At 37.7% G+C, this 23945-nt stretch carries 19 protein-coding genes and 1 tRNA gene; 15 read left to right on the top strand and 5 right to left on the bottom strand.

The features are described from left to right. Positions 1-279: 279 nt before the first annotated feature. The gene (locus HMPREF0631_RS05175; RefSeq protein ID WP_002843868.1) at positions 280-1380 is read left to right on the top strand and encodes a cell wall-binding repeat-containing protein; all 1101 of its coding nucleotides are present in this window, start codon (positions 280-282) and stop codon (positions 1378-1380) included. 239 nt (positions 1381-1619) lie between these two features. Here HMPREF0631_RS05175 and HMPREF0631_RS05170 read toward each other — a convergent pair whose 3' ends face one another. Then, positions 1620-2519: an ROK family protein gene (locus HMPREF0631_RS05170; RefSeq protein WP_002843862.1), complete on the bottom strand. Its 900-nt coding sequence runs from the start codon at positions 2517-2519 to the stop codon at positions 1620-1622. Between the two features lie 454 nt (positions 2520-2973). Here HMPREF0631_RS05170 and HMPREF0631_RS05165 point away from each other — a divergent pair, with 454 nt between their 5' ends. The 8 genes from HMPREF0631_RS05165 to HMPREF0631_RS05130 all read left to right on the top strand — a co-directional run bounded on the left by HMPREF0631_RS05165 (position 2974) and on the right by HMPREF0631_RS05130 (position 12835). Further along, the gene (locus tag HMPREF0631_RS05165) at positions 2974-3963 is read left to right on the top strand and encodes a LacI family DNA-binding transcriptional regulator (protein ID WP_002843875.1); all 990 of its coding nucleotides are present in this window, start codon (positions 2974-2976) and stop codon (positions 3961-3963) included. A gap of 40 nt (positions 3964-4003) precedes the next feature. Further along, on the top strand, positions 4004-5290 hold the full coding sequence (locus tag HMPREF0631_RS05160) for an ABC transporter substrate-binding protein (protein WP_002843870.1): 1287 nt from the start codon (positions 4004-4006) through the stop codon (positions 5288-5290). Positions 5291-5362: 72 nt separating this feature from the next. Then, positions 5363-6235, top strand: coding sequence for a carbohydrate ABC transporter permease (locus tag HMPREF0631_RS05155; protein WP_002843866.1), 873 nt, complete (start codon positions 5363-5365; stop codon positions 6233-6235). Next, positions 6235-7056, top strand: coding sequence for a carbohydrate ABC transporter permease (locus HMPREF0631_RS05150; RefSeq protein WP_002843873.1), 822 nt, complete (start codon positions 6235-6237; stop codon positions 7054-7056). The genes HMPREF0631_RS05155 and HMPREF0631_RS05150 overlap by 1 nt, the downstream gene beginning before the upstream one ends. A 30-nt stretch (positions 7057-7086) precedes the next feature. Further along, a complete protein-coding gene (locus tag HMPREF0631_RS05145; RefSeq protein WP_002843880.1) occupies positions 7087-9366 on the top strand; it encodes a glycoside hydrolase family 65 protein in 2280 nt (759 codons plus the stop codon). A gap of 19 nt (positions 9367-9385) precedes the next feature. Beyond that, positions 9386-11044, top strand: a complete 1659-nt coding sequence (locus HMPREF0631_RS05140; RefSeq protein WP_002843860.1) for a glycoside hydrolase family 13 protein — start codon at positions 9386-9388, stop codon at positions 11042-11044. A 9-nt stretch (positions 11045-11053) separates the two neighbouring features. Next, positions 11054-11695, top strand: coding sequence for a beta-phosphoglucomutase (gene pgmB, locus HMPREF0631_RS05135; protein WP_002843877.1), 642 nt, complete (start codon positions 11054-11056; stop codon positions 11693-11695). Positions 11696-11710: 15 nt separating this feature from the next. Continuing rightward, positions 11711-12835, top strand: a complete 1125-nt coding sequence (locus HMPREF0631_RS05130) for an ABC transporter ATP-binding protein (protein WP_002843859.1) — start codon at positions 11711-11713, stop codon at positions 12833-12835. Positions 12836-12960: 125 nt separating this feature from the next. Here the strand turns inward: HMPREF0631_RS05130 and pdxS are convergent, their stop codons facing one another. Continuing rightward, positions 12961-13824: a pyridoxal 5'-phosphate synthase lyase subunit PdxS gene (pdxS, locus tag HMPREF0631_RS05125; protein WP_002843869.1), complete on the bottom strand. Its 864-nt coding sequence runs from the start codon at positions 13822-13824 to the stop codon at positions 12961-12963. Positions 13825-14014: 190 nt separating this feature from the next. Here pdxS and pdxR point away from each other — a divergent pair, with 190 nt between their 5' ends. Next, positions 14015-15415 (top strand): MocR-like pyridoxine biosynthesis transcription factor PdxR, encoded by a 1401-nt coding sequence (pdxR, locus tag HMPREF0631_RS05120; RefSeq protein WP_002843878.1) that lies wholly within the window; start codon positions 14015-14017, stop codon positions 15413-15415. 913 nt (positions 15416-16328) lie between these two features. Here pdxR and HMPREF0631_RS05115 read toward each other — a convergent pair. The 3 genes from HMPREF0631_RS05115 to HMPREF0631_RS05105 form a co-directional block, all read right to left on the bottom strand. Further along, a complete protein-coding gene (locus HMPREF0631_RS05115; protein WP_002843867.1) occupies positions 16329-16730 on the bottom strand; it encodes a hypothetical protein in 402 nt (133 codons plus the stop codon). Positions 16731-16761: 31 nt separating this feature from the next. After that, positions 16762-16835 (bottom strand) — tRNA-Arg (locus tag HMPREF0631_RS05110). Positions 16836-16887: 52 nt separating this feature from the next. Continuing rightward, the gene (locus HMPREF0631_RS05105) at positions 16888-17964 is read right to left on the bottom strand and encodes an aldose epimerase family protein (protein WP_002843863.1); all 1077 of its coding nucleotides are present in this window, start codon (positions 17962-17964) and stop codon (positions 16888-16890) included. 162 nt (positions 17965-18126) lie between these two features. Between HMPREF0631_RS05105 and pepT the strand changes: the two genes are divergently transcribed. The 5 genes from pepT to HMPREF0631_RS05080 all read left to right on the top strand — a co-directional run bounded on the left by pepT (position 18127) and on the right by HMPREF0631_RS05080 (position 23853). Continuing rightward, positions 18127-19359 (top strand): peptidase T, encoded by a 1233-nt coding sequence (gene pepT / locus HMPREF0631_RS05100; RefSeq protein ID WP_002843864.1) that lies wholly within the window; start codon positions 18127-18129, stop codon positions 19357-19359. Positions 19360-19561: 202 nt separating this feature from the next. Next, a complete protein-coding gene (gene gnd, locus HMPREF0631_RS05095) occupies positions 19562-20968 on the top strand; it encodes a decarboxylating NADP(+)-dependent phosphogluconate dehydrogenase (protein WP_002843865.1) in 1407 nt (468 codons plus the stop codon). 9 nt (positions 20969-20977) lie between these two features. Continuing rightward, positions 20978-22420: a glucose-6-phosphate dehydrogenase gene (gene zwf, locus HMPREF0631_RS05090; protein ID WP_002843879.1), complete on the top strand. Its 1443-nt coding sequence runs from the start codon at positions 20978-20980 to the stop codon at positions 22418-22420. 1 nt (position 22421) lies between these two features. After that, positions 22422-23045 carry a cyclase family protein gene (locus HMPREF0631_RS05085; protein ID WP_002843871.1) on the top strand — a complete coding sequence of 208 codons (624 nt, stop codon included), beginning with the start codon at positions 22422-22424 and terminating at the stop codon, positions 23043-23045. 298 nt (positions 23046-23343) lie between these two features. Next, entirely contained in the window at positions 23344-23853 is a 510-nt protein-coding gene (locus HMPREF0631_RS05080) for a QueT transporter family protein (RefSeq protein WP_002843861.1), read from the top strand. Positions 23854-23945: the final 92 nt, after the last annotated feature.

Genomic DNA, 23945 nt, shown 5'->3' with positions numbered 1-23945 from the left:
GTGGCTCTATATATTTTAGCGTTGGTAGAAAAAATCCAGAAAAATATATATTATTTGAAAAATTATCATTTACATATTTTTTAAATGGTGATAGTATATATACTTGTACAGGTATTATTTTTAAATCAAGGAGATGGTAAAATGTTAAAAGAAAGAAAGAAAACCTATTAGTGTACCAGAAGGAAGACTTTAGTGAGGTTACATTTGGAGTAAGTAAGATTGATTCAAGTACAGTAAACTACTATTATGAAATTAAGTCAGATATAAGAGGTGAAAGACATGAGAATTAATAAATTTAAAAATAAAATATCTATATTAATTTCGACAATGATGTTATTATCTTTTGGTTCAACATCGTTAGCCGACAGTGTAATTGATATATCTAACCTACCATCTGGAAAGGGTGTTGCTGTTGGCAATCAGCTTCCAGTGAATAGCCAGTCTAGTGATGGGAATATTGTTGTAGATAATGGAACAAAGCTATCAGTTAGCAGGATAGCTGGCAAAAATAGGTATGAAACGTCATATAAGGTAAGTGTGGCTCTTGGGAAGTATAAAAATATAGTAATAGCCAGTGGAGAAGATTTTCCAGATGCATTATCTTCAGGTCTGCTTGGAAGTATTATGGGGGCACCTGTTTTACTTACAGAAAAAAACTCAGTCAACCCATATTTGTACTCAGCTCTAGATAGTCATAGAAATCAAAAGTACTATGTAGTTGGCGGAGAATCAAGTGTTTCAAAAAGGGTTAAAAATGATGTACAGACTTTTTCAAAAATAGATTTAAAAAACTTAGCTGGCAAGGATAGGTATGAAACATCCGTTTTAGTTGCTAGCAAGGTTAATGAGGATATTATGGGAAATCCATATTTAACAGATATGCTTGCCGTATATAGTGGTGAAAATTTTGCTGATGCCCTGTCAGCAACACCTTTTATGTATCAGAATGATATCGATAAAAAAAATGTGATTCCACTGATGGTTGCATTAAAGAATGGAAGTAAAATAAATTCGGAGTTGTATACTTTTGTGTTCGGTGGTGAGTCATTCATTCCAAAGGGCAAGGAGGGACTTAGATTAGCGGGCTCTAACAGGTATAGAACATCTGTTGAGGTGGCAAAGGCATTTAAGACTAGATTAAATAAGGATATTGATACAATAATAATTGCATCAGGTGAAACCTACCCAGATGCCCTATCATCTGGACCGCTAGCTGCCAAGAAGAATGCAGCAATCTTGCTGACAGAGGCAAGGGAATTAAATAAGGATGTTAAAAAATACATAGAAGAAACAAAATCCATTAAAAATGTAATTATAGTCGGAGGTGAATCCTCAGTATCAAGTCAAGTTGAAAAAGACCTTTCAAGTATTGTAAGGTAAGTTAAATTGTAAAACAAAAATTATATAATATAAAATTTCAATAAGAATAGAGCGGATTCAAAATCCTATTAAAACACCGAAGGCCAAATAAAATATCGCCTTCGGTGTTTATTTTTTAGAAAGTACTCTCCAGATTAAAAAATAAGGTTGATAATATAAGTTGTAGTACACGGAAAAATAAGAGTACATATTTATTTTCATGTGCTTATAATATGTACTCCTATTTGATTAGTATGGTCTTATTTAATTGTTATACTACGGTTTAGAAAGTTCTTAAGGGCACCTACCATACCGGCATCATTTTTAAGGCTTGCAAATACTATATTTGTTTTTTCTAATATCATAGGGTTTAGGTACTTCTTTAGTGCTGAACTTAGCCTAGGCTCAAAGTAGTCTGACCTAGCCATTATGCCTCCACCTAGGATTATTGTGCCTGGATTGTAGATATAGGCCATTGTTGATATACCTACTGCTAACTTGTCTATCATGTAGTCTAGTTCCTCTATATAGACCTGATCATCTTGTTCAATTTTTTCAAATATCATCTGTCCATTTACGCTACCCCTGTCAAGTCCGAGTCTGTCTTCAATCCTGTGGCAAAGGGCACTTGTAGATGCTATATCTTCAAAGACACCACCATCTATATGGATCTTACCTATTTCTCCAGATGTCATAGAGTCCCCACTGATAAGTCTACCCCTATGGATTAGGCATGATCCTATACCTGTGCCAACGGTAAGCATAGACACATTCTCACTCTCTATATCAGACCTGTTCCATAGTTCTCCCAAACCAGCTGAGTTGACGTCATTTTCAATATGGCATACTAGTCCAGTTTCTTCTTCTACTTTTTTCTTTACATTTAGGCCGCTGTATTTAGGAATTAGGTGGTCATCTGCATAAAGTACTATGCCCCTATTTGAATCTACCATTCCATGTGTGGATATGGCCACACCATTTAATTCATAAGTATTTTTCAATTCATTGACCTTAGTTACAATATTATTTATTATACCAATTCCGCCTACTTCAAGAGCATCTGATGGGAATGAGTCTTTCATAAGGATAGAGGAGTCTTCATTTAGTATACCGTATTTTACGCTTGTTCCTCCTATATCAAAACATATATAATTTTTCATTATCTTAAATCACCTTTCTATAAATTGTATCTCTATAAGTTGCATTAAAATTGCCTTTTATAGCTTGTAACAAAAGTTGCATTGTATATCTTGTATAAAAATTTACATTGTATATCTTGTATAAAAAATTACATTGTATAAAAATGCACTCAGAAATATGTCAAAATTGCATTGCATAAAAAATGCACTGAGAATTATATCAAATATAAATATGTCTATTGTATAAAGTGGTAGCTATAGTATAAGGTATAATAGTTTATTTTTCAATTGCTAAATTACATTTAGCCTGAATATTAGAAAATTTATATGTTTTTTAAAAAAAACTATTGCAATCGCTTTTTTTATGTGATATATTCATAAATAAGAAATATCGAAACCGGTTGCATAGATTGTGCAAAGTTTTTCGGAACCGGTTGCATAATATGAAACTATTGTTTTAAAGGGGTGAGATATTTTGGTAAAGAAGGAAAAAGTGACCATTAAGATGGTTGCTGATGAGGCAGGTGTTTCAAAATCAACTGTTTCAAGGGTTATAAGTGATTACCCAGATATCAGTGATGACACTAAGAAAAAAGTTAGAGAGGTAATGAAAAAATTGAATTACCACCCTAGTGCTATAGCCAGGAGCCTAGCCAACAGAATCTCTAAGAATGTAGGACTTGTTCTACCGTCGGATGAAGATTTTTTCTTGAATCCATTCTTCCAAGAGAGCCTAAGAGCAATCGCTATAACAGCAAGTTCAAGGGGATACGATACTATGTTGGTCTACAATGACAAGGATGAAACAACAGCCATAAACAGGTTGGTGAGTGCCAACAAGGTGGATGGAATGATTCTTATGAGGGCCATTGTAAACGACAAGTCAATACAGTACCTCAAGGAAAATAAGGTTCCATTTGTGCTTATAGGCAATTCTCTTGAAAACAAGGATATATACTCCGTAGACACCGACAACTTCAAAGCTTGCCAAGAACTTACAAGGATCTTGGTGGAAAATGGTTGTAAGAAGATTGGTTTTATAGGTGGAGACAAAAACTCAGTAGTTACACTTGATAGGCTTAAGGGTTATATGAGTGTTGTCAAAGAGAAAAACCTGTATAACGACAAGACCATGATCCAAGAAAACGAGTTTACAAAGTTAAATGGTTATAGGTCTATAGAAAAGATCCTGAGTGACAATGAGGATATAGACGGCATGATAGTGACAGATGCCCTGATATTTAGGGGTGTTGTTGATTATCTGACAGAGGTCAACTACGGTAAGGATATAATCCTAGGGACATTTGGAGCTGAGCACCAACTCGGATATGACGATAGGTTCAAGGTATTCAATGTGGATGTTCAGTGTATGAAGATGGGCCAGGCTTCATGTAACAAGCTTATAGATATGCTAGATGGCCAAAAGGTAAATAAGATGGATATTATTGATTATAAAATCATGTAATATATATAAAAAGTGTACTTATATTTTAAGGAGGTAAACCATGAAATTCAAAAAAGTATTAAGTTTAGCTGCAGTAGCTTTGATGACAACATCTCTACTAGCAGGATGTGGAAATTCTTCAAGTCAGAAGTCAGGTGGAGGAGCTACAACTGTAGATGTATTCCAGTTCAAGGTTGAATTTAAGGACCAGTTCAACAAGTTAGCTCAGGAATATATGAAGGAACATCCAGATGTTAAGATCAACATAACAACTGTTGGTGGTGGTGGTGACTACGGTGCTGCCCTAAAGTCTAAGTTCTCTTCAGGAAATGAGCCAGCTATATTCAACATAGGTGGACCTCAGGACGTTAAGGACTGGCAGACAAAGTTAGAAGACCTAAGCGATGTTGCAATAGCTAAGCAAGCCCTTCCAAAGACTCTTGATGCTGTAACAGTTGACAAGAAGGTTTATGGTCTTCCATTCAACCAGGAAGGTTACGGATTTATATACAACAAGGAAATATTTAAGAAGGCTGGAATCAAGGCTGAGGACCTAAACACTCATGCTAAGTTGATGGAAGCTGTTAAGACTCTTGATTCAAAGAAGAAAGAACTAGGCTTAGATGCAGTATTTGCTCTACCTGCTAAGGAAGACTGGGTAACAGGACTACACTTATCAAATGTATTCCTATCACCAGAATTTGGAGGAGATATAAATAAGGCATTTACAGCTAAGAATGTAGAATTTAAGTATGGCAAGCAGTTCAAGGATGTACTTGATATGCAGAACAAGTACTCAGTACAGCCAACAGCAAGCCTTGACTACTCACAGCAGGTTGAAAAGCTGTTCTCAATGGGTAAGGTTGCTATGATCCAGCAGGGTAACTGGGTATACAACTCAATTGAACAGATAGATGCTGAACTTGCTAAGAATATAGGTATAATACCAATTTCAGTAGAAGGTGCAGCAGAAGGCAAGATGCCAGTAGGTGTTCCAATGTACTGGGCAGTAAACAATACAAAGGATGATGCTACAAAGAAGGCTGCTAAGGACTTTATAAACTGGATATACTCTTCAGACAAGGGTAAAGAATATGTTCTAACTCAGTTTAAGTTCATACCTGCATACAAGGGATTTGATGAATCTAAGATCAGTGATCCACTATCTCAGGAAATCTACAAGTATGCAAAAGATGGAAATACAATTAACTGGGTATTCATGGGATATCCATCAAGCTGGGGTCAGAAAACTCTAGGTTCAGAAATACAGAGATACGTAAGTGGTCAGGCTAGTTGGGATGATATAGTCAAGACTTCACAGAAGGCTTGGGGACAGGCTAGACAGTAATAAAGAGTTAGATTTAGGTGCTGCTTGGTGATTTCAACTAGGCAGCGCCTTTTTATGAAATAGGAGGCTATTATGAATAAGAAGTTAGGAAAAAACGGTATATTTTTCTGGTTGTTTTTGGCACCGGTATTAATAGCACTGTTCATGGTGGTTGTTATTCCTCTATTGTATGGAGTTTATTACTCATTTACAAACTGGGACGGGATAAATACACCTCAATTTGCGGGAGTTACAAACTATATACAGTTGCTTGGTGATGAAGGTTTTAGAAATTCTCTTTGGTTCACTACTAAGTTTGCTGTTGTATCAATTGTTTTAATAAATGCTATAGGTCTTGGACTTGCCTTATTGGTTACTCAGAAGATCAAGGGTAGCAACTTGATGAGGACGGTATTCTTTATGCCAAACCTAATAGGTGGTCTGATCCTAGGATTTATATGGCAGTTCGTATTTATACAGGGGTTTGATGCTATAGGTCAGGCTGTCGGTACTGAAGCACTTCAGGGATGGCTATCTACTACTAGGACTGGTTTTTGGGGTCTAGTAATACTTACAGCATGGCAGATGTCAGGTTATATAATGATAATCTACATAGCCCACCTAGAGTCAATACCCGAAGAGTTGGTAGAAGCAGCCCAGATAGATGGAGCTAATGTAATGCAGAGGTTTAGACATATAATATTCCCTCTAGTTGCACCAGCCTTTACTGTCAGTATGTTCCTTACATTGTCAAACTCATTTAAGTTATACGACCAGAATTTGTCACTTACAGGAGGGGCTCCATTTAACTCAACACAGATGGTAGCTATGAATATATACAATACTGCATTCTTGGAGAACAAGATGGCATATGCCCAGTCTAAGGCCCTTGTATTCTTTGTAATAATTGCAGTTATATCATTGACTCAGGTCTACTACAACAAGAAGAAGGAGGTAGAGATGTAATGAGTACTACAAAAAAGAAAAATATAATACTAGTAATTCTAGGTACAATACTCAGCATACTTTGGCTTAGTCCTTTTTATTTGATGCTGGCAAACTCTTTTAAGACTAAAAAAGAAATATTTGAATCACCTATCAAGATGCCTGGAGGATTCCATTTAGAAAACTACACTCAGGCAGCTGACAACCTAAGTTTTGTACAAACTTTTACAAATTCTATTGTAATAACAGTAATAAGTGTTCTAATAATAATAGTATTTTCATCTATGGCTGCTTACGCCCTAGCAAGGGTAAAGTCAAAGGTGAGTGCAGTGGTATTCTTTATATTTGTAGCCGCTATGCTGATACCTTTCCAGGCAGTAATGATACCTCTAGTATCTTTCTTTGGAAAACTAGGTATGCTAAATAGGCCGGGTATAGTATTCCTTTATCTAGGATTTGGGTCTTCTATGGCGATATTCTTATACCATGGAACAATTACAGGTATACCAAAGTCACTTGATGAAGCAGCTATAATAGATGGTTGCAATAGGTTCCAGGTATTCTGGTATATAATATTCCCAATCCTAAAGCCTATAACAGTGACAGTTGCAATCCTAAACACTATATGGATATGGAATGACTACCTGCTACCATCTCTTGTAATCAACAAGATAGGTTCAGAGACTATTCCACTTAAGATGTTCTTCTTCTTTGGAGAATATACAAAGCAGTGGCACCTTGCTCTAGCGGGTCTTACACTAGCTATAATACCGGTTATTGTATTCTACTTCTTTGCTCAAAAGCATATAATCAAGGGAGTTACAGCCGGTTCTGTAAAATAAAAGGTCAGTGATGACAACTACGGAGGTAATATGAGATTCGAATACGACGAATTTAAGATAATAGAAAAATCCCTAGACAAGGATCAGATGAGGTTGTCTGAAAGTATCATGTCCATAGGTAACGAATATATGGGTATGAGGGGCAACTTTGAGGAGTTCTATAGCGGAGATAGTCTGGAGGGGACATATGTAGGCGGAGTATGGTTTCCAGACAAGACTAGGGTAGGTTGGTGGAAAAACGGCTATCCAGACTACTTTGGAAAGATGATAAATTCACCAAACTTTACAGGTATAGGCCTACAAATAGATGGTATGGACCTAGACCTAAACAAGGAAAACTTAATTGACTACTATAGGGAACTAGATATGAAGACAGGACTACTGACTAGGAAGTTCACTATAGACAGGGATGGAGCTAAGTTTGAGATAGGGGTAAAGAGATTTGTAAGTATAGCAAAAAGGGAAATATGTGCCATAAGTTATACTATAAAATCCCTAGACAAGGATGCTAAGATAGTCTTTAGCCCTTCAATAAATGCAGACGTCAGAAATGAAGATTCAAATTATGATGAAAAGTTCTGGCAGGTGATCGACAAGTCACTAGCTTGCGATAGGGGCTATATGGTATCAAAGACAATAGACAATCCTTTTGGAGTGGATAGGTTCTCCCTAGCCCACTACATGAATGTCAAGCTAGATGGAGACTACAAAAACCTAGAGACTAGCAGGCTAGAAGAGGACGAAGCTATAAGCCTAGCCTATAGCCTTGACTTAGAAAAGGGTAGTGAGGTCAGCCTATACAAGACAATAGCTGTAACCACTTCTAGGGACTACAAGGAAGAAGACCTAGTCAATAAGGCAGAGCTTGTCCTTGAAGAGGCAGTGGGTCAGGGATTTGACTCCCTACTAAAGGACCACCAAGACCTATGGGCTAAGAGGTGGAAGATGGCCGATGTAATCATCAAGGGTGATGTCAAGTTACAGCAGGCTATAAGATACAATATATTCCAGCTATTCTCTACATACTATGGTGATGATATGAGATTAAACGTAGGTCCTAAGGGCTTTACTGGAGAAAAATATGGGGGTGCAACATACTGGGATACAGAGGCATATATAGTACCTATGTACCTATCAGTAGCACCGCAGTCAGTAACCAAAAACCTACTTATGTATAGGTACAAGCAGTTAGACCAGGCCTATGAAAATGCTAGAAAGCAGGGTCTAAAGGGTGCCCTTTACCCAATGGTTACCTTTACAGGTATAGAGTGCCACAATGAGTGGGAGATAACATTTGAAGAAATCCATAGAAATGGGGCTATAGCCTATGCTATATACAACTACTCAACATATACAGGTGACTATGACTATGTAAGAGACTATGGTCTTGATGTCCTAGTTGGTATCAGTAGATTCTGGGCTGATAGGGTCCACTACAACAAGAAAAAAGACGTATATATGATCCACGGGGTTACAGGTCCAAATGAATATGAAAACAATATAAACAACAACTGGTACACAAATACTTTGGCAGCATGGACACTTGAATTTACTAGTTCAATGCTTAAAAAGTACGAAAATAGAAAAGAAGACCTAGCTGTGACAGCTGATGAGTTAGACAAGTGGAAAGACATCATAGACAAGATGTACTATCCATTTGATGAAGAACTAGGAGTGTTTGTCCAGCATGATACCTTCCTAGACAAGGACCTTATGAAGGTTGAAGATCTAGATCCTAGCAACCTTCCACTTAACAAAAACTGGTCTTGGGACAGGATACTGAGATCTTGCTTTATAAAGCAGGCCGATGTCCTACAGGGTATATATATGTTTAGTGACAGGTACTCAAATATAGAAAAGAAGAAAAACTATGAGTTCTACGAGCCTATGACAGTACATGAATCAAGTCTATCTGCTTGTATCCACTCCATACTTGCCTGCGAGATAGGACTTGGAGACAAGGCGGTCAATATGTATGAGAGGACTGCTAGGCTAGACCTTGACAACTACAACTCAGATACAGATGACGGACTACATATCACGTCTATGTCAGGTAGCTGGCTATCAGTTGTGCAGGGATTTGCAGGAATGAGAACAGCCCAAGAGGTCCTATCATTTAGACCTATAGTTCCAAAGGGATGGGAAGGATACTCTTTCAACATAAACTATAGGGATAGGCTTATAAATGTAGATGTAAGCAAGGAGGACATAGTATTCAAGCTTATTGAGGGAGATAGGCTAGATATGAAGGTGTACTCTGAAACTATATCATTGGATGGAGAGTATACAGTAAAGCTAAAAAATAACTAATAAAAAGTGAGGTAAAACAATGACGTGGTGGAAGAAATCAGTAGTATACCAGATATATCCTAGAAGTTTCTACGATTCAAACGGAGACGGACTAGGTGATATAAGGGGTATAATAGAAAAACTTGACTACCTAGAAAAATTGGGAATAGATGTTATCTGGCTTAGTCCAGTATACGAGTCACCTCAGGATGACAATGGATATGACATAAGTGATTATAGAAATATATGGTCAAAGTTCGGTACAAACGAAGATATGTTTGAACTTATAGACAAGGCCCACGAAAAGAATATAAAGATAGTGATGGACCTAGTAGCCAACCACACTAGTGACGAGCACAAGTGGTTTGTAGAGAGTAAAAAGTCAAAGGACAATCCTTACAGGGACTACTACTTCTGGAGAGACGAAAAAAATAACTGGGAATCATATTTCTCAGGTCCAGCTTGGCAATTTGATGAGACAACAGGTCAGTACTACCTACACCTATTCACAAAGAAGCAGCCAGACCTTAACTGGGAAAATCCAGTGGTAAGAAATGAAATATGGGACATGATGAAGTTTTGGATGGACAAGGGTGTAGATGGATGGAGAATGGATGTTATCAGTTCAATATCCAAGTACACAGACTTCCCAGACTATGATCTAGAAGAAGGCGAGATTGGTATAGGTGACTACCATACAAATGGTCCAAAACTACATGACTATATCAAGGAAATGAATAAGGAAGTTCTTTCTAAGTACGATTGTATGACAGTGGGAGAGGCTCCAGGATCATCTCCTGAAAACGCCCTTTTATTCTGTGGTAAGGACAGGGATGAGCTAAATATGATATTTACCTTTGACCATATGGACCTAGACAGGAATATGGACAGCGAAATAGGTAAATGGAGCCTAAGAGACCTAGACTTAGTTGAGTTTAAGGAGACTTTAGAAGCATGGCAGACATCCCTATACAATAAGGGCTGGAACTCACTTTACCTAGAAAACCATGACCAGGCAAGGGTAGTATCAAGATGGGGTAATGACAAGGAGTACAGAAAAGAATCAGCTAAGATGTTTGCCCTAGTCTACCAGATGATGCAGGGTACACCTTATATATATCAGGGCCAGGAAATAGGCATGGTCAATACAGATTTTGATATAGAAGACTACAAGGATGTTGAGATCAGAAACGCCTACAAGGACCTAGTTCTTGAAAGAAAGTTGACAACAAAAGAAGACTTTATGAAGGCAGTTCACAGGATATCAAGAGACAATGCAAGGACTCCTATGCAGTGGAATGATAGTTCAAATGGTGGATTTACAAGTGGAGAGCCTTGGCTAAAGGTCAACCCTAGCTACAAGACAATCAATGTAGAGGAGAGTTTGGCTGATGAGGATTCAATCTTCTACTTCTACAAAAAGCTTATAGACCAAAGGCATGATGACGACATGATAACAGATGCTGAGTTCAGATTGGTTGACAAGGACAACAAGAAGGTATTCGCCTATGAAAGATACCTTGGTGACAAGTCTATACTTATAATAGCTAACTTCTACTCTGAGCCAGTTGACTTTGACCTAGATACATACAAGCTAGAAGACTACAGATTAGACCTATCAAACTACAAGGATATGGTAGCAGATGGAAATAAGATTAGCCTAAGACCATACGAGGCTATAATGTTAAAGAACTACTAGGAGGTCTATATGATAAAAGGCATTATATTTGACCTAGATGGGGTCATAACAGATACAGCAAAATTTCACTATAAGGCATGGAAGAGACTGGCAAGTAGGCTAGGCATAGATATAGATGAAGATTTCAATGAAGGTCTAAAGGGGGTATCTAGGATGGATTCCCTAAAGAGAATACTAGAACATGGCAATGTGCTTGACAAGTACTCAAGAGAAGATCTAGAAGCCCTTGCAGAGGACAAGAATGAAGACTACAAAAAACTCCTAGAAGACCTTAAAAAAGAAGATATTTTAGATGGAATAGAAGACTTTATAAATGAAATAAGGTATAATAATATTAAGATAGGATTGGCATCAGTATCCAAAAACGCCCCTATGATCTTGGACAAGCTAGGTTTGATAGACAAGATAGACTTTATAGCAGACCCAGCCAAGGTAGAAAAGGGCAAGCCTGCTCCAGACATATTTATTGAAGCAGCTAGGGGACTAGGTCTAGACATAAAGGATACAATAGGTATTGAGGATGCGAGATCAGGAGTAGATGCCATGAAAGCATGCAATATGAGAAGCGTGGGCATAGGGGTAGATGCAGACTTGAGGCTAGAATCTACTAGCCAACTTAGTCTTGATACCCTAGGTATATTAGATAAATAAGAGTGAGGTATACAAATGGCAAAAGTAAAATTAGAAAATATATGCAAGTCATATGATAACGGATTTAATGCAGTAAAAGATGTAAATATAGATATAGATGACAAGGAATTTATAGTCCTAGTTGGTCCATCAGGTTGTGGTAAATCTACTACACTTAGGATGATTGCAGGACTAGAAGAAATATCTAGCGGTAAGTTGACTATAGATGACAAGTTAGTCAACCATGTAGAACCAAAGGACAGAGATATAGCCATGGTTTTCCAGAACTATGCCCTATACCCACACATGACAGTTTATGAAAATATGTCATTTGCCCTTAAGCTAAGAAAGATGCCAAAAGATGAGATAGACAAGAAGGTAAAGGAGGCTGCTAGAATACTACAGCTTGAAAACCTACTAGATAGAAAGCCAAAGGCCCTATCAGGAGGCCAGAGACAGAGAGTTGCCCTAGGAAGGTCTATAGTCAGAAACCCTAAGGTATTCTTGATGGACGAACCCCTATCAAACCTTGACGCCAAGCTAAGAACAGAGATGAGATCTGAGATATCCAAGCTACACAAGGACCTTGGAGCTACATTTATATATGTAACTCATGACCAGGTAGAGGCCATGACAATGGGAGATAGGATAGTTGTAATGAAGGACGGAGTTGTTCAGCAGATCAACAAGCCAAAAGTCCTATATGATAATCCAGCCAACAAGTTTGTAGCTAGCTTTATAGGTAGCCCTCAGATGAACTTTATGGAAGTTGAAGTCCTAGAAGAAGGCAAGGATATAATAGCCAAGCTAGCTAAGGGACAAGAAAGAATCCTTATACCAGGTGGCAAGGGTGCCTACCTAAAGGAAAAGGGATATATCGGCAAGACTATTATAATGGGTATCAGACCAGAAGATATACACAAGGAGAAAGTATTCCTAGATATGTCTCCAGAAACTAGCTTTAAAGCAAGTGTTATTATCAGAGAACTTATGGGTTCAGAGATATTTGCCTACCTTAAGTTTGCAGGTCAGGAACTAATAGCCAAGTTCGATGGTAGAAGAGACCTAGAGCCAGGTGAAGTGTTGGAATTGGCATTTGATATGAATAGGGCTCACTTCTTCGATATTGAAACAGAAGAAAGTATACTATTTACAGAGTAATTACTGAATATAACTAAAATGAAAAACGGAGGTTAACATTCAATTAGAATGTAACCCCCGTTTTTTTGGCTTACAAGAATTGTCAGCCGATTTAATATTATATTATATGGTTAAGAAGATTTTACTTATATACCTCTTTCAGCCATGATGATTTCGATTTCGTCTTCGTTGATACCAACCATAGCTTCTCCAAGGTTTTCAGATACTTCTGCTATTATAGCAGGATTGTCGTAGTTCTGAACAGCCTTAACTATTGCCTTAGCTCTCTGTTCTGGGTTGCCTGATTTGAATATACCAGAACCTACGAATACACCTTCAGCACCCAACTGTCTCATTAGGGCAGCATCTGCAGGAGTTGCAACACCACCAGCAGAGAAGTTTACAACTGGTAATTTACCGTTGTCGTGTACATACTTGATTAGGTCGTATGGTACTCTGAATTCCTTAGCCTTTTCAAATAGTTCATCTTCGGCTAGGGCAGTCACCATCCTGATTTCTCCCTGGATCTGTCTCATGTGAGATACGGCCTGAACAACGTCACCAGTACCAGCCTCACCCTTAGTTCTGATCATTGCAGCACCTTCCTGGATTCTTCTTAGGGCTTCACCTAGGTCTCTAGCACCGCATACAAATGGAGCTTCAAACTTAGTCTTGTCAACGTGGTGGATATTGTCAGCAGGAGACAATACTTCTGATTCATCTATATAGTCTATACCGATTGATTCAAGGATCTGAGCTTCTACAAAGTGGCCTATTCTACACTTTGCCATAACTGGAATAGATACAGCAGCCATGATTTCCTTTATCATAGAAGGGTCACTCATTCTAGATACACCACCAGCTACTCTTATGTCAGCTGGGATTCTTTCAAGTGCCATAACTGCAACTGCACCAGCTTCTTCAGCTATTCTTGCCTGTTCTGGAGTAGTTACGTCCATGATTACTCCACCGATAAATTTCTTAGTTACTTCTTCTTTTGTGATTCTCATAATAAATATCCTCTCCTTTATTAAGTGTATTGGTACACTTGATGAAATACTATCAAAAGTGTATCGCTCATAGCCTTATTATAGGATAATATTGATAGGTTAAAAAGAACCAAAATAGATTAAATTTATGGGACCAGATTTTGGTTTTTATAAATTTTTATATATAGTTGTCATACAAGTGGAGGTCGTTTTGAAGAAATACGAAGAGATATATCATGAAATAAGGAAAAAGATACTGATGGATATCTACCCTGAAAAAACAAGAATACCATCAAAGAGGATCATGGCAGACAGGATGGGTGTAAGTATCAATACTGTTGAGATAGCTTATTTTCAGCTTATAGAAGAGGGTTATATAGAGGCTAGAGAAAGGTCAGGCTACTACGTTGCAGAGCTTGATGACTTGACGCATATGAGAGGGAGCATTGTAGGCAGGGGGACGTGTAAAAACATTGAATATATGTCACAGGAACAGGTTTATAAATATGGATCAGAGAAAGAAAAAATTGAAGACAAGTACCAGTACAATTTTTCCTATGGTGGTGTAGACAAGTCATTTCCATTTGGAATATGGAAGAAGATAAATAGGGAGGTCATAGATTCCTACCAGGATACCCTACTAAATACTGTGGGAGGGATGGGCTATGAGCCACTTAGGGAGTCTATATGTAACTACCTATATGAGACTAGATCAATAGTAGCCCAAAAAGATAATATGATTATCAGTTCGGGTACAGAGGCCATGTTTGAAATCCTATTTCGACTTTGGGATGATGATGTTAGCTTTGGTCTTGAAAACCCAGGTTTTGAGAGGTGGTCAAGTTTTCTCAAGACAAACAAGGTAGCATATTCCTGTCTTAGTATGGATGGTGAGGGTATAGTCCTAGATGATTTGGTTACAAATAATGTTGATATTGCCTGCGTTACTCCCAACCACCAATTTCCAACTGGAAAGATAATGCCTATAGCTAGGAGGATCAAGCTCCTTGACTGGGCTATTGAAAATGATGGTTGGATAATAGAGGATGACTATGACGGCGAGTTTAAGTATACGGGCAGCAGGATACCAGCCCTTAAGAGTATGGATGATATGGATAGGGTCATATATATGGGTACCTTTTCTAGCACAATCAGTCCTGCCATAAGGGTGAGCTATATGATTCTTCCAGACCAACTCTTGGCTAGGTACAAGGATAGGCTATCCTACAAGAGGTGTCCAGTGACAACCATGACCCAGATAGGGCTGGATATATTTATTAGGAGGGGCTACTACCACAGGCACGTAAATAGGATGAAGAAAATATACAAGGCCAAAAGAGAGATGATACTATCTATACTTGAACCATGTGACAATCTTGTATGTAGGGGGGCTGATGCGGGCCTACATATGGTTGTGTCATTTAAGAATATAGATGAAGCAGAGTTTGTAAGGAAGGCTAGGGAAAATGGAATTATGATAAGAGGCTTGTCTGACTACTATATAGAGGAAAATAAAGACTATGAAAGAGATAGTGTGATTATTGGTTTTGCTGTTATGGAGCTTGAGGATATAGAAATTGCTACAAGTAAATTGAAAAATATATTTGTTTAGATAAGATTATTATATAGATAAATTACATAGATAAATTACATAGATACGACCATTACACAGAAATCCTATAGGTCATGACTTATGTACAATGATTTAGGGCGACAGTTTTACCTGTCGCCCTAAATACTGCATTCTTTGATTTTCGTCACTATCATGCTAATTAACCTACCATCATAATCATTCTGTAAAGTATGTTGTTCTTTAAGTTTTCCTTCTGGATGTTGTCTAATTCTCTTCTTTTCATTTTGATTTCCTCCTTGATTATTTTGTTTTTAATTAATGTTTGTGTTTTTTTTATCTTTTTCTTAACTTCATTATACCACCTTTAAAAAAAAGGTCAAGGGGTTTTTTACATGATTTTTTTAAATCATACTCTCGAATATTCCGACTATTTTATAGTATTAATCAAAAATATGCTTATATTAATTTTAATTAAGTTTTATATGCTAAAAGTGATATTTTACTAAAAAACCATAAGATAATAAGACAGCTAAAAAACATAAAAATTTTCACGAGTCTATTATATGAATTGTTTTATACAGGCTGTAAGCTAGTAATAACAAGGTTTTGAGCCTTTCTTATGAAAATTATGTTTTTTATATTTTATAGGCATATAAATTTAAAAAATAAGGGTTTTTGACACTTTATATAAAAAAGTTACAGGGCCCATACTAATGGATTGTGTAGGAAATTGTTTTCGATTTAACAAAAGGTATATTTGATTTTACAATGTTTTTATGAAAAAGAGCTAAAAAGTTGTTTTTTAAGGTGAAATTGGTGAAAGTATTTATTCAATATCCATAATAAAGGGAAAATACAGGTACTTTTATAAGGAAAAATGCAATTATGCTATAATTAATTCAAATAAAAATACCCTTTACACATCATAATTGAGTAAAAAGGGTATGGTTTATTAATCAACTTGTTTAAGCATCCTTGGAAGGATATCTAATTCTAGTTTTTTGAGCTTTAGGTCTATATTTGATATTACAAGAACCAAGTTTATATCATCGTATACTTCATCCCACTTATAGGCAGATGATGCCTGAATAGTATATTTTGGAAAGAACTTTAGAAAGTCTTTTGTAAGTGACTCTGCCTTTTCAAAATATTCATCTACAGTAGAGTCATCATCCCAATCAAAAGCCCTGTCTATTTCTAAGTCCCTTGGCTTTATTGCCAACTTAAAGCTCATAACGTCCTCTCTCTTGCTAGCCTTTGAAAGGTCTGTAATAACCCTGAATTTTGAATTTTCTTCTATTTCTTTTCTTATATCATCACTGCTAATTAGGTCGTCTCTAAATATTACGTACATATTTCACCTCATGAAATTATTTAAATAAAAGTGCGCCTAGTAGGAGTCGAACCCACAACTCGCAGATCCGAAGTCTGCAGCTCTATCCAGTTGAGCTATAGGCGCACATACTCTGAATAACATTATATCATATTTTTCTGTTGATAGGTTAGAATATTTAGTAACAAGTATCAGGTGTAATTATGGTTGTACTAGTAAATACCTGGTCTTTTTTAAGTATTATATTGCCAAGGTATGGTCTATTGATGGCATCTGGCATAATCTGAGTCTCTAGGGCTATACCCATATGTTGGGGTGGTTGTTTGCCATTTATTTTTATGCCAGGATTTGGACCGTTTGCTGTATACACAACTAGGCAAGGAGCGCTTGTCTTTATGCTTATAGATCGTCCTGTTTTTCTGTGGCTAAGTAAGGCAACCTCTTCAATAGAATCAGATTGGTGCTTGTCCAGATAAAATGGGTGGTCGAGTCCATTTGTATCTTGTATTTGTGGGTGTGGATAGGAAAATATATCCTCAAGGTCCATACCCCTATTGATTTCCTTGTTTAGCCTGGCTAGGCCTTGGTCAGGGTTCCAATCTGTGGGATTGTAGTCCTCTATAGGTAGTCCTTGTGAGTCTATTGGAACTAGGTGATTAGACCTTATCTTTAGGACGTGGTCTCTTAGTCCTAGGCCTATATCATCTCCTAGGTTAAAGTAACTGTGGTTGCTTGGGTTAAAAAGAGTGTCTTTGTCGGATTTAGCCCTATAATTTATAGTCAAGCTACCATCTTCACCCAGGCGATATTCAATCCAGGCCTTTAAGTTGCCAGGGTATCCTCCTGTCATATGAGGTCTATCCAAAAACATAACTATTCCATTATTGTCTACAGATTCAACTTCAAATACACTTTTATTAAAACCTGTGCTGGCACTATGAAGATGGGTATCTCCTAGGTTTTTCTCAAGTTTGTAAAAGTCATCTCCCAGTTTGAAACTAGCATTGCCTATCCTACCAGCAACAGGACCTAGGGCAAATCCAAAGTTTGGAGGCGTATCTATATAGTCCTCAAGCCTATCTAGTGAAAGGACTACATTGGAGAATATGCCGTCTTTGTCTGGACTTGTGTATTTTCTTATACAGGCGCCATAGTTCATAATTTCTAGGCAGTGACCTCTATTGTTTTCAAATGTATATAGGTTGATTTTCTGATTACCTATTTTTCCAAAAAGATTTTTCTTAAAATTTTTCATAAATATCCTCGAATCATAATAATATATTTAATATTAACATAAAAAAAAGGGTCAGTCTATGTATACGATTATATAATATGTGTTATAATAAGCTATGTAATCTAATTGCAATATTAAAATAACAGGGTCATATATAGCGTGGCCTGACAGGTGGAGGTTATTATGAGAGAAAAGGTTTTATCTAGATTTTTGAACTACATATCAATTGACACACAGTCTGATCCATATTCTGAGACAGTGCCATCTACTATGAAGCAATTCGATCTTGCCAAGATGTTGGTTAAGGAAATGGAAGACATGGGACTTGAAGATGTGACTTTGGATGACAAGTGCTATATAATGGCAAAACTTCCAGCAAATACAGAGGGAATCAGTCCTATAGGTTTTATTGCCCATATGGATACTAGCCCTGATATATCTGGAAAAGATGTAAAGCCAAGAATAATAGAAAACTATGACGGTAAGGATATAGTCCTTAACGAAGAAAAGGGAATAGTTACTTCATTAAAGGACTATCCAGAGATAGAAAGATTCAAGGGACAGACTGTAATTGTTACAGATGGTAATACCCTACTTGGAGCAGATGACAAGGCTGGAATAGCTGAAATATTGACAGGTGTAGAATACCTTATTGCCCATCCAGAAATCAAGCATGGAGACATAATGATAGGATTTACACCGGATGAAGAAATAGGATGTGGTGCAGACCACTTTGACGTTGAAAAATTTGGCGCTAAGTATGCCTACACATTTGATGGTGGTGAAATGGGTGAGTTAGAATATGAAAACTTCAACGCAGCATCAGCAATAGTGACTATCAAGGGTAGAAACGTACACCCAGGTTCAGCAAAGAACAAGATGATAAACTCAATCTATATATCAGCAGCTGTTATGGAAGCCTTCCCTAAGGATGAAAGACCAGAAACTACTGAAGGTTATGAAGGATTCTACCACCTAAATGAAATATCAGGTAATGCTGAAGATACTGTGATGACATATATCATCAGAGACCACGATATGGACAAGTTCAAGCAGAAGAAGGAATTTTTCCAGAAGACTATAGATGAACTAACTGCCAAGTTTGACAATAGGATATCTGTAGAGATCAAGGACAGCTACTACAATATGAGGGAAATCATAGAAAAGAATATGTTTGTAGTAGACATAGCAGTTGACTCTATGAAGGATGTAGGTGTAGAGCCAAACGTAATACCTATCAGGGGTGGTACAGATGGAGCTAGACTATCATTTATGGGACTACCTTGTCCAAACCTATTTGCAGGTGGAATCAACTTCCATGGAAGAAATGAAATGGTAAGTGTAGAAGCCCTAGAAGCTGGTTCTAAACTACTAGTTAGGATAGCTGAGAAGTATGCAGAAATGGGAATAAAGTAATAAGATACAACAAAATATAGTTTAGAATAATTTAGGATAGCAGTAGACTTTTTCTCTTGCTATCCTATTTTTTATAGTTTTTACTGAAAAAAATTCTAATTGGTGATAAAATAATAAAAACTTTTGTTTTAGACGTCTATTTTGGGTATTTAATTTAATAGGAAAACAAAAGGAAAAACCGATTTTAATAGGAGGAATAAAAATGGCCAATATTGGTGTAATAGGAATGGCAGTAATGGGTAAGAACTTAGCCTTAAACTTGGAATCTAGAGGATATGAAGTGGCTATATACAATCGTACTCATTCTGTTACAGAAGAAGTATTAAGAGAAAATGAGGGTCTAAACTTGGTAGGCTCTGAAAGTATAGAGAAATTTGTAGGACTACTTGAAAGGCCTAGAAAGATAATAATAATGGTAAAGGCAGGAAATCCTGTAGATATGACTATAGAGTCCTTAATTCCATACTTGGACAAGGGCGATATCATAATAGATGGTGGTAACAGCTTCTTTAGGGATAGTGAAAGAAGGTATAGGTCACTTAAGGAAAAGGGCTTAAACTTTGTCGGACTTGGAGTATCAGGTGGAGAGACTGGTGCTAGATTTGGTCCAGCCCTTATGCCAGGTTGTGACAAGGAAGTCTACCAGGAAATAAAGCCATATCTAGAGTCTATAGCAGCAAGGGCAGAAGACGGTCTTGCTTGTTCGGCTTGGCTTGGAACTGGTGGTGCTGGCCATTATGTAAAGATGGTCCACAATGGTATAGAGTATGCAGATATGGAACAGATAGCGGAGACTTATTTCCTACTGAAGAACCTAGGTGGCATATCAAACCTAGACCAGGCAGACCTATTTGACCAGTGGAACAAGGGAGAGCTATCTAGCTACCTAATAGAGATAACAAGTAATATTCTAAAAGAGGCTGATGATACAGCTAAGTCTGGTCAGCTCCTTGACTATATAGAAGATATATCCCTACAGAAGGGAACAGGCAAGTGGACCAACCTAGAGGCAGTTGAACTAGGTGTTGACTCTTCAGTTCTTGCAGCAGGCCTAAATGCAAGGGTCATGAGTATGCTAAAGGACGAGAGGATAAAGGCAAGTCATGTATTTTCAAGACCTCAGCCTAACCTAGGTGGTATGGAAATAGAAGAGTTAAAGGATGTTGCTAGACAGGCCCTACTTGCTACAAAGATTATAGCCTATGCCCAGGGATTTGCCCTTTATAAGGCAGCGGGTGCAGCCTATGGTTGGGACTTGGAATATGATGTTATAGCCCAGATATTTAGGGCTGGTTGTATTATCAGGTCTAGCCTTCTTAACCCAATGATGGAGGCCTTTAAGAACAATAAAGACCTAGAAAATCTTATGCTAGACCCATACTTTACAGGTCTACTAGAAGAAAATATCCAGGGACTTAGGGACTTTGTGACTCTAGCCGTGCAAAATGCTATACCAGTACCTGCTATGGCAGCTGCCCTATCATACTTTGATACCTATATATGTGAAAATGGGTCTGCAAATATGATACAGGCACAGAGGGACTACTTTGGTTCGCATACATATAGAAGAGTAGATATAGAAGGTAGCTTCCACCACGAATGGGAATAGGAGGAAGTCATGTATAAAAATTATATAAAAGACGATATAGAAAAAGATCTTCTTGTCATATTCGGTGGCACAGGAGACCTTACAAATAGAAAGCTAGTACCAGCAGTCTACAACCTCTTCAATCAAGTTGGAGAGGGCAAGGAGCCTATGAGGGTCCTAATCATTGGTAGGAGAGACTGGACTAGGGAAGAGTATATAGAAAATGTAAAGCCTTGGGTCAAGCAGTTTTCAAGACTTGAATATACAGAAGAAAAGTGGAACTTATTTAAAGACCAGCTAGATTACTACAAGATGGACATATCTAATATTGAAGAGTACAAGGGCCTATTCGAGTATTTCGATAGCCACTACTCAGACTACAGGATGTTGTTCTACTATGCTGTAGCTCCTAGGTTCTTTGACCCTATTACTAGGGGTCTGGGTCAAAAAGAGTGGACTGAGGGAAGAGCCAAGGTCATAGTAGAAAAGCCATTTGGGGAAAACCTAGAAGATGCCAAAAGATTATTTAAGGATATGGAAGTTATGTTTGGAAGAGACTATATCTACCATATCGACCACTACCTTGGCAAGGAAATGGTCCAGAATATCACTACCCTAAGGTTTGACAATATGATATTTAGGTCTTGTTGGAACAAGGACTATATAGAGTCTGTAGAGATATCTGCCAGGGAGCAAGTTGGTGTTGAGACTAGGGGTGGATACTACGACAAGTCAGGAGCCATGAGGGATATGGTTCAAAACCACCTATTCCAGATCCTGTCAATCCTTGCTATGGAGATGCCAGAAAAGGACTCACCATACGCAGTTACAGTTGCCCAGCAGAATGTACTCCAGGCAATCAAGCCTATGTCAAAGGAAAATTTAGACAAGCACCTTGTCATGGGTCAATATAGCGGATATAGGTCTGAGGACAAGGTAGATCCAGAATCCAAGACGGAGACATATGCTGCTATGGCCGTATTTATAGACAACCCTAGGTGGGAGGGAGTGCCTTTCATAATCAGGACTGGTAAGAAGCTGGACAAGAGGGAGACTAATGTTGTCATCAACTTCAAAAAGGCCAACGAAAACCAGTTTGCCAATAGGCTACACTTCCACATACAGCCTGATGAAGGAGTAAAGCTGTCATTCAATATAAAGACACCGGGTCTTAGCTATGACACTCAAAAGGTGGACATGGACTTTTGCCAATCTTGTGATGTAAATGCCCATGCCAATACACCAGAGGCCTATGAAAGACTAATAAAGGCAGTATCAGATGGCCAGCATTTCCTATTCTCACAGTGGCCACAGATAGAGTATAGCTGGAAGTGGGTAGATGAGGCTGTTAACTTGTGGAAAGAGGCTGGAAGTAGGATCTGCCTATATGAACCAGGAACTAGGGGACCAAAGGAAGCTGACGATATGATAGAGAGCTTTGGTACTCATTGGTATTCGAGCAAGGAGGTATAGGATGAAGATATACGACGTTTCAAGACCCATACAAGTAGACATGGCAGTCTACAAGAACAAGGACTTCAAGAAGCCATCTTGGAGAATAGATACTAGGTATGAGGACACTACAGTCAATGAATCTAGCCTGTGCATGAACCTCCATACAGGTACCCATGTAGATGCACCCTTTCATATGATAGATGGTGGAACTACTATGGAGGATATAGATCTTGACCTATATATGGGAAGAGCGAGGTTGATAGACCTATCAGGAGTTGAGGAGTTTATCCATAAAAAAGACCTAGAACCACACGATATCCAGCCAGAAGAGAGGATTATCATCAGGACTAGAAATTCATACTCTGATGAATTCGATCCTAATTTTGTATATATAGAAGAGGATGCAGCGGCCTATCTGAGGGATATTGGTATCAAGACCCTTGGTATAGATGCCATGAGTATAGAAAGAGGAAAAAAGGATCATCCTACCCATTCAATTATACTGGGTGCGGGAATTGGAGTGATTGAAGATATGAGGTTAAAGGATGTTCCGATTGGTGAATATGAACTGAGGGCCTTGCCGCTTAGATTGGTTGGTGCAGAGGCGTCACCAGTTAGGGCTATATTAATAAAAATAGATTAGTTGATTATTTGAAAAATATTTATAGTATTTAAATAATCATTCCATAACTACTATTTAAACAAATGAAACAATAATAAGTTTAATAATTAATTGCTTGACAAATTTATCCAAATACCATATAATCAACCTTAGAGTTTTCTTGGTACCCTCTTTAAAAAACAAGGATATGGTTAAGATGATGAGTAAAATCAATGAGTTTTAGTAAGTTATACCGTGTCCTATCTTAGGGCACGGTTTTTTATATGACTACCATATCTAGGTCCCAGAATCTCTAGAATAAGAATTTCGGAGGTTTAATATGAATTTAAGTAAGCAGAATTTAACAAGACAGGCCATAGTTGCAGCCTTATATGCAGTATTAACATGGGCCATACCAGCTCTATCTTACGGTCCAATCCAGTTCAGGTTATCTGAGGTAATGACCCTATTGGCATTTTTCAATCCTCAGTATGTAGTCGGTCTGACAGTGGGTTGTGCCCTATCTAATATCATATCATCACTAGGTATGATAGACATAGTAGTTGGTACATTTGCTACATTCTGTGCAGTGACAGCCATGTCAAAGATAAAGAACATATGGATAGCATCACTTATGCCGGCCTTTTCAGCCTTTATAATAGCAGCGGAGATAGTTATAGTGACTAAGGAACCAGCAGCATATTTTGCCATTGCAGGTCAGATATTCTTGTCTGAGCTGATTATAGTTACTGGTCTAGGAGTTGTATTGTTTAAGATGATGATGAAGAACCAGAGGTTTAATGACCTTGTTATGGGTAGAGATATTCAGAGGCTAGGAACAGTTAAGTAATTTAGAATGACAGGTATCTAAGAGAGAAGGATACCTGTTTTTTATTTTATAGAAAGATATTTTTGGATAAGGAAATAACTTTTTCTTTAACT

This window comes from Peptostreptococcus anaerobius 653-L, assembly GCF_000178095.1.
Lineage (GTDB): Bacteria > Bacillota > Clostridia > Peptostreptococcales > Peptostreptococcaceae > Peptostreptococcus > Peptostreptococcus anaerobius.
Note: the sequence above shows the minus strand (reverse complement) of the source record. Positions and strands in the feature narration are given on the sequence as shown.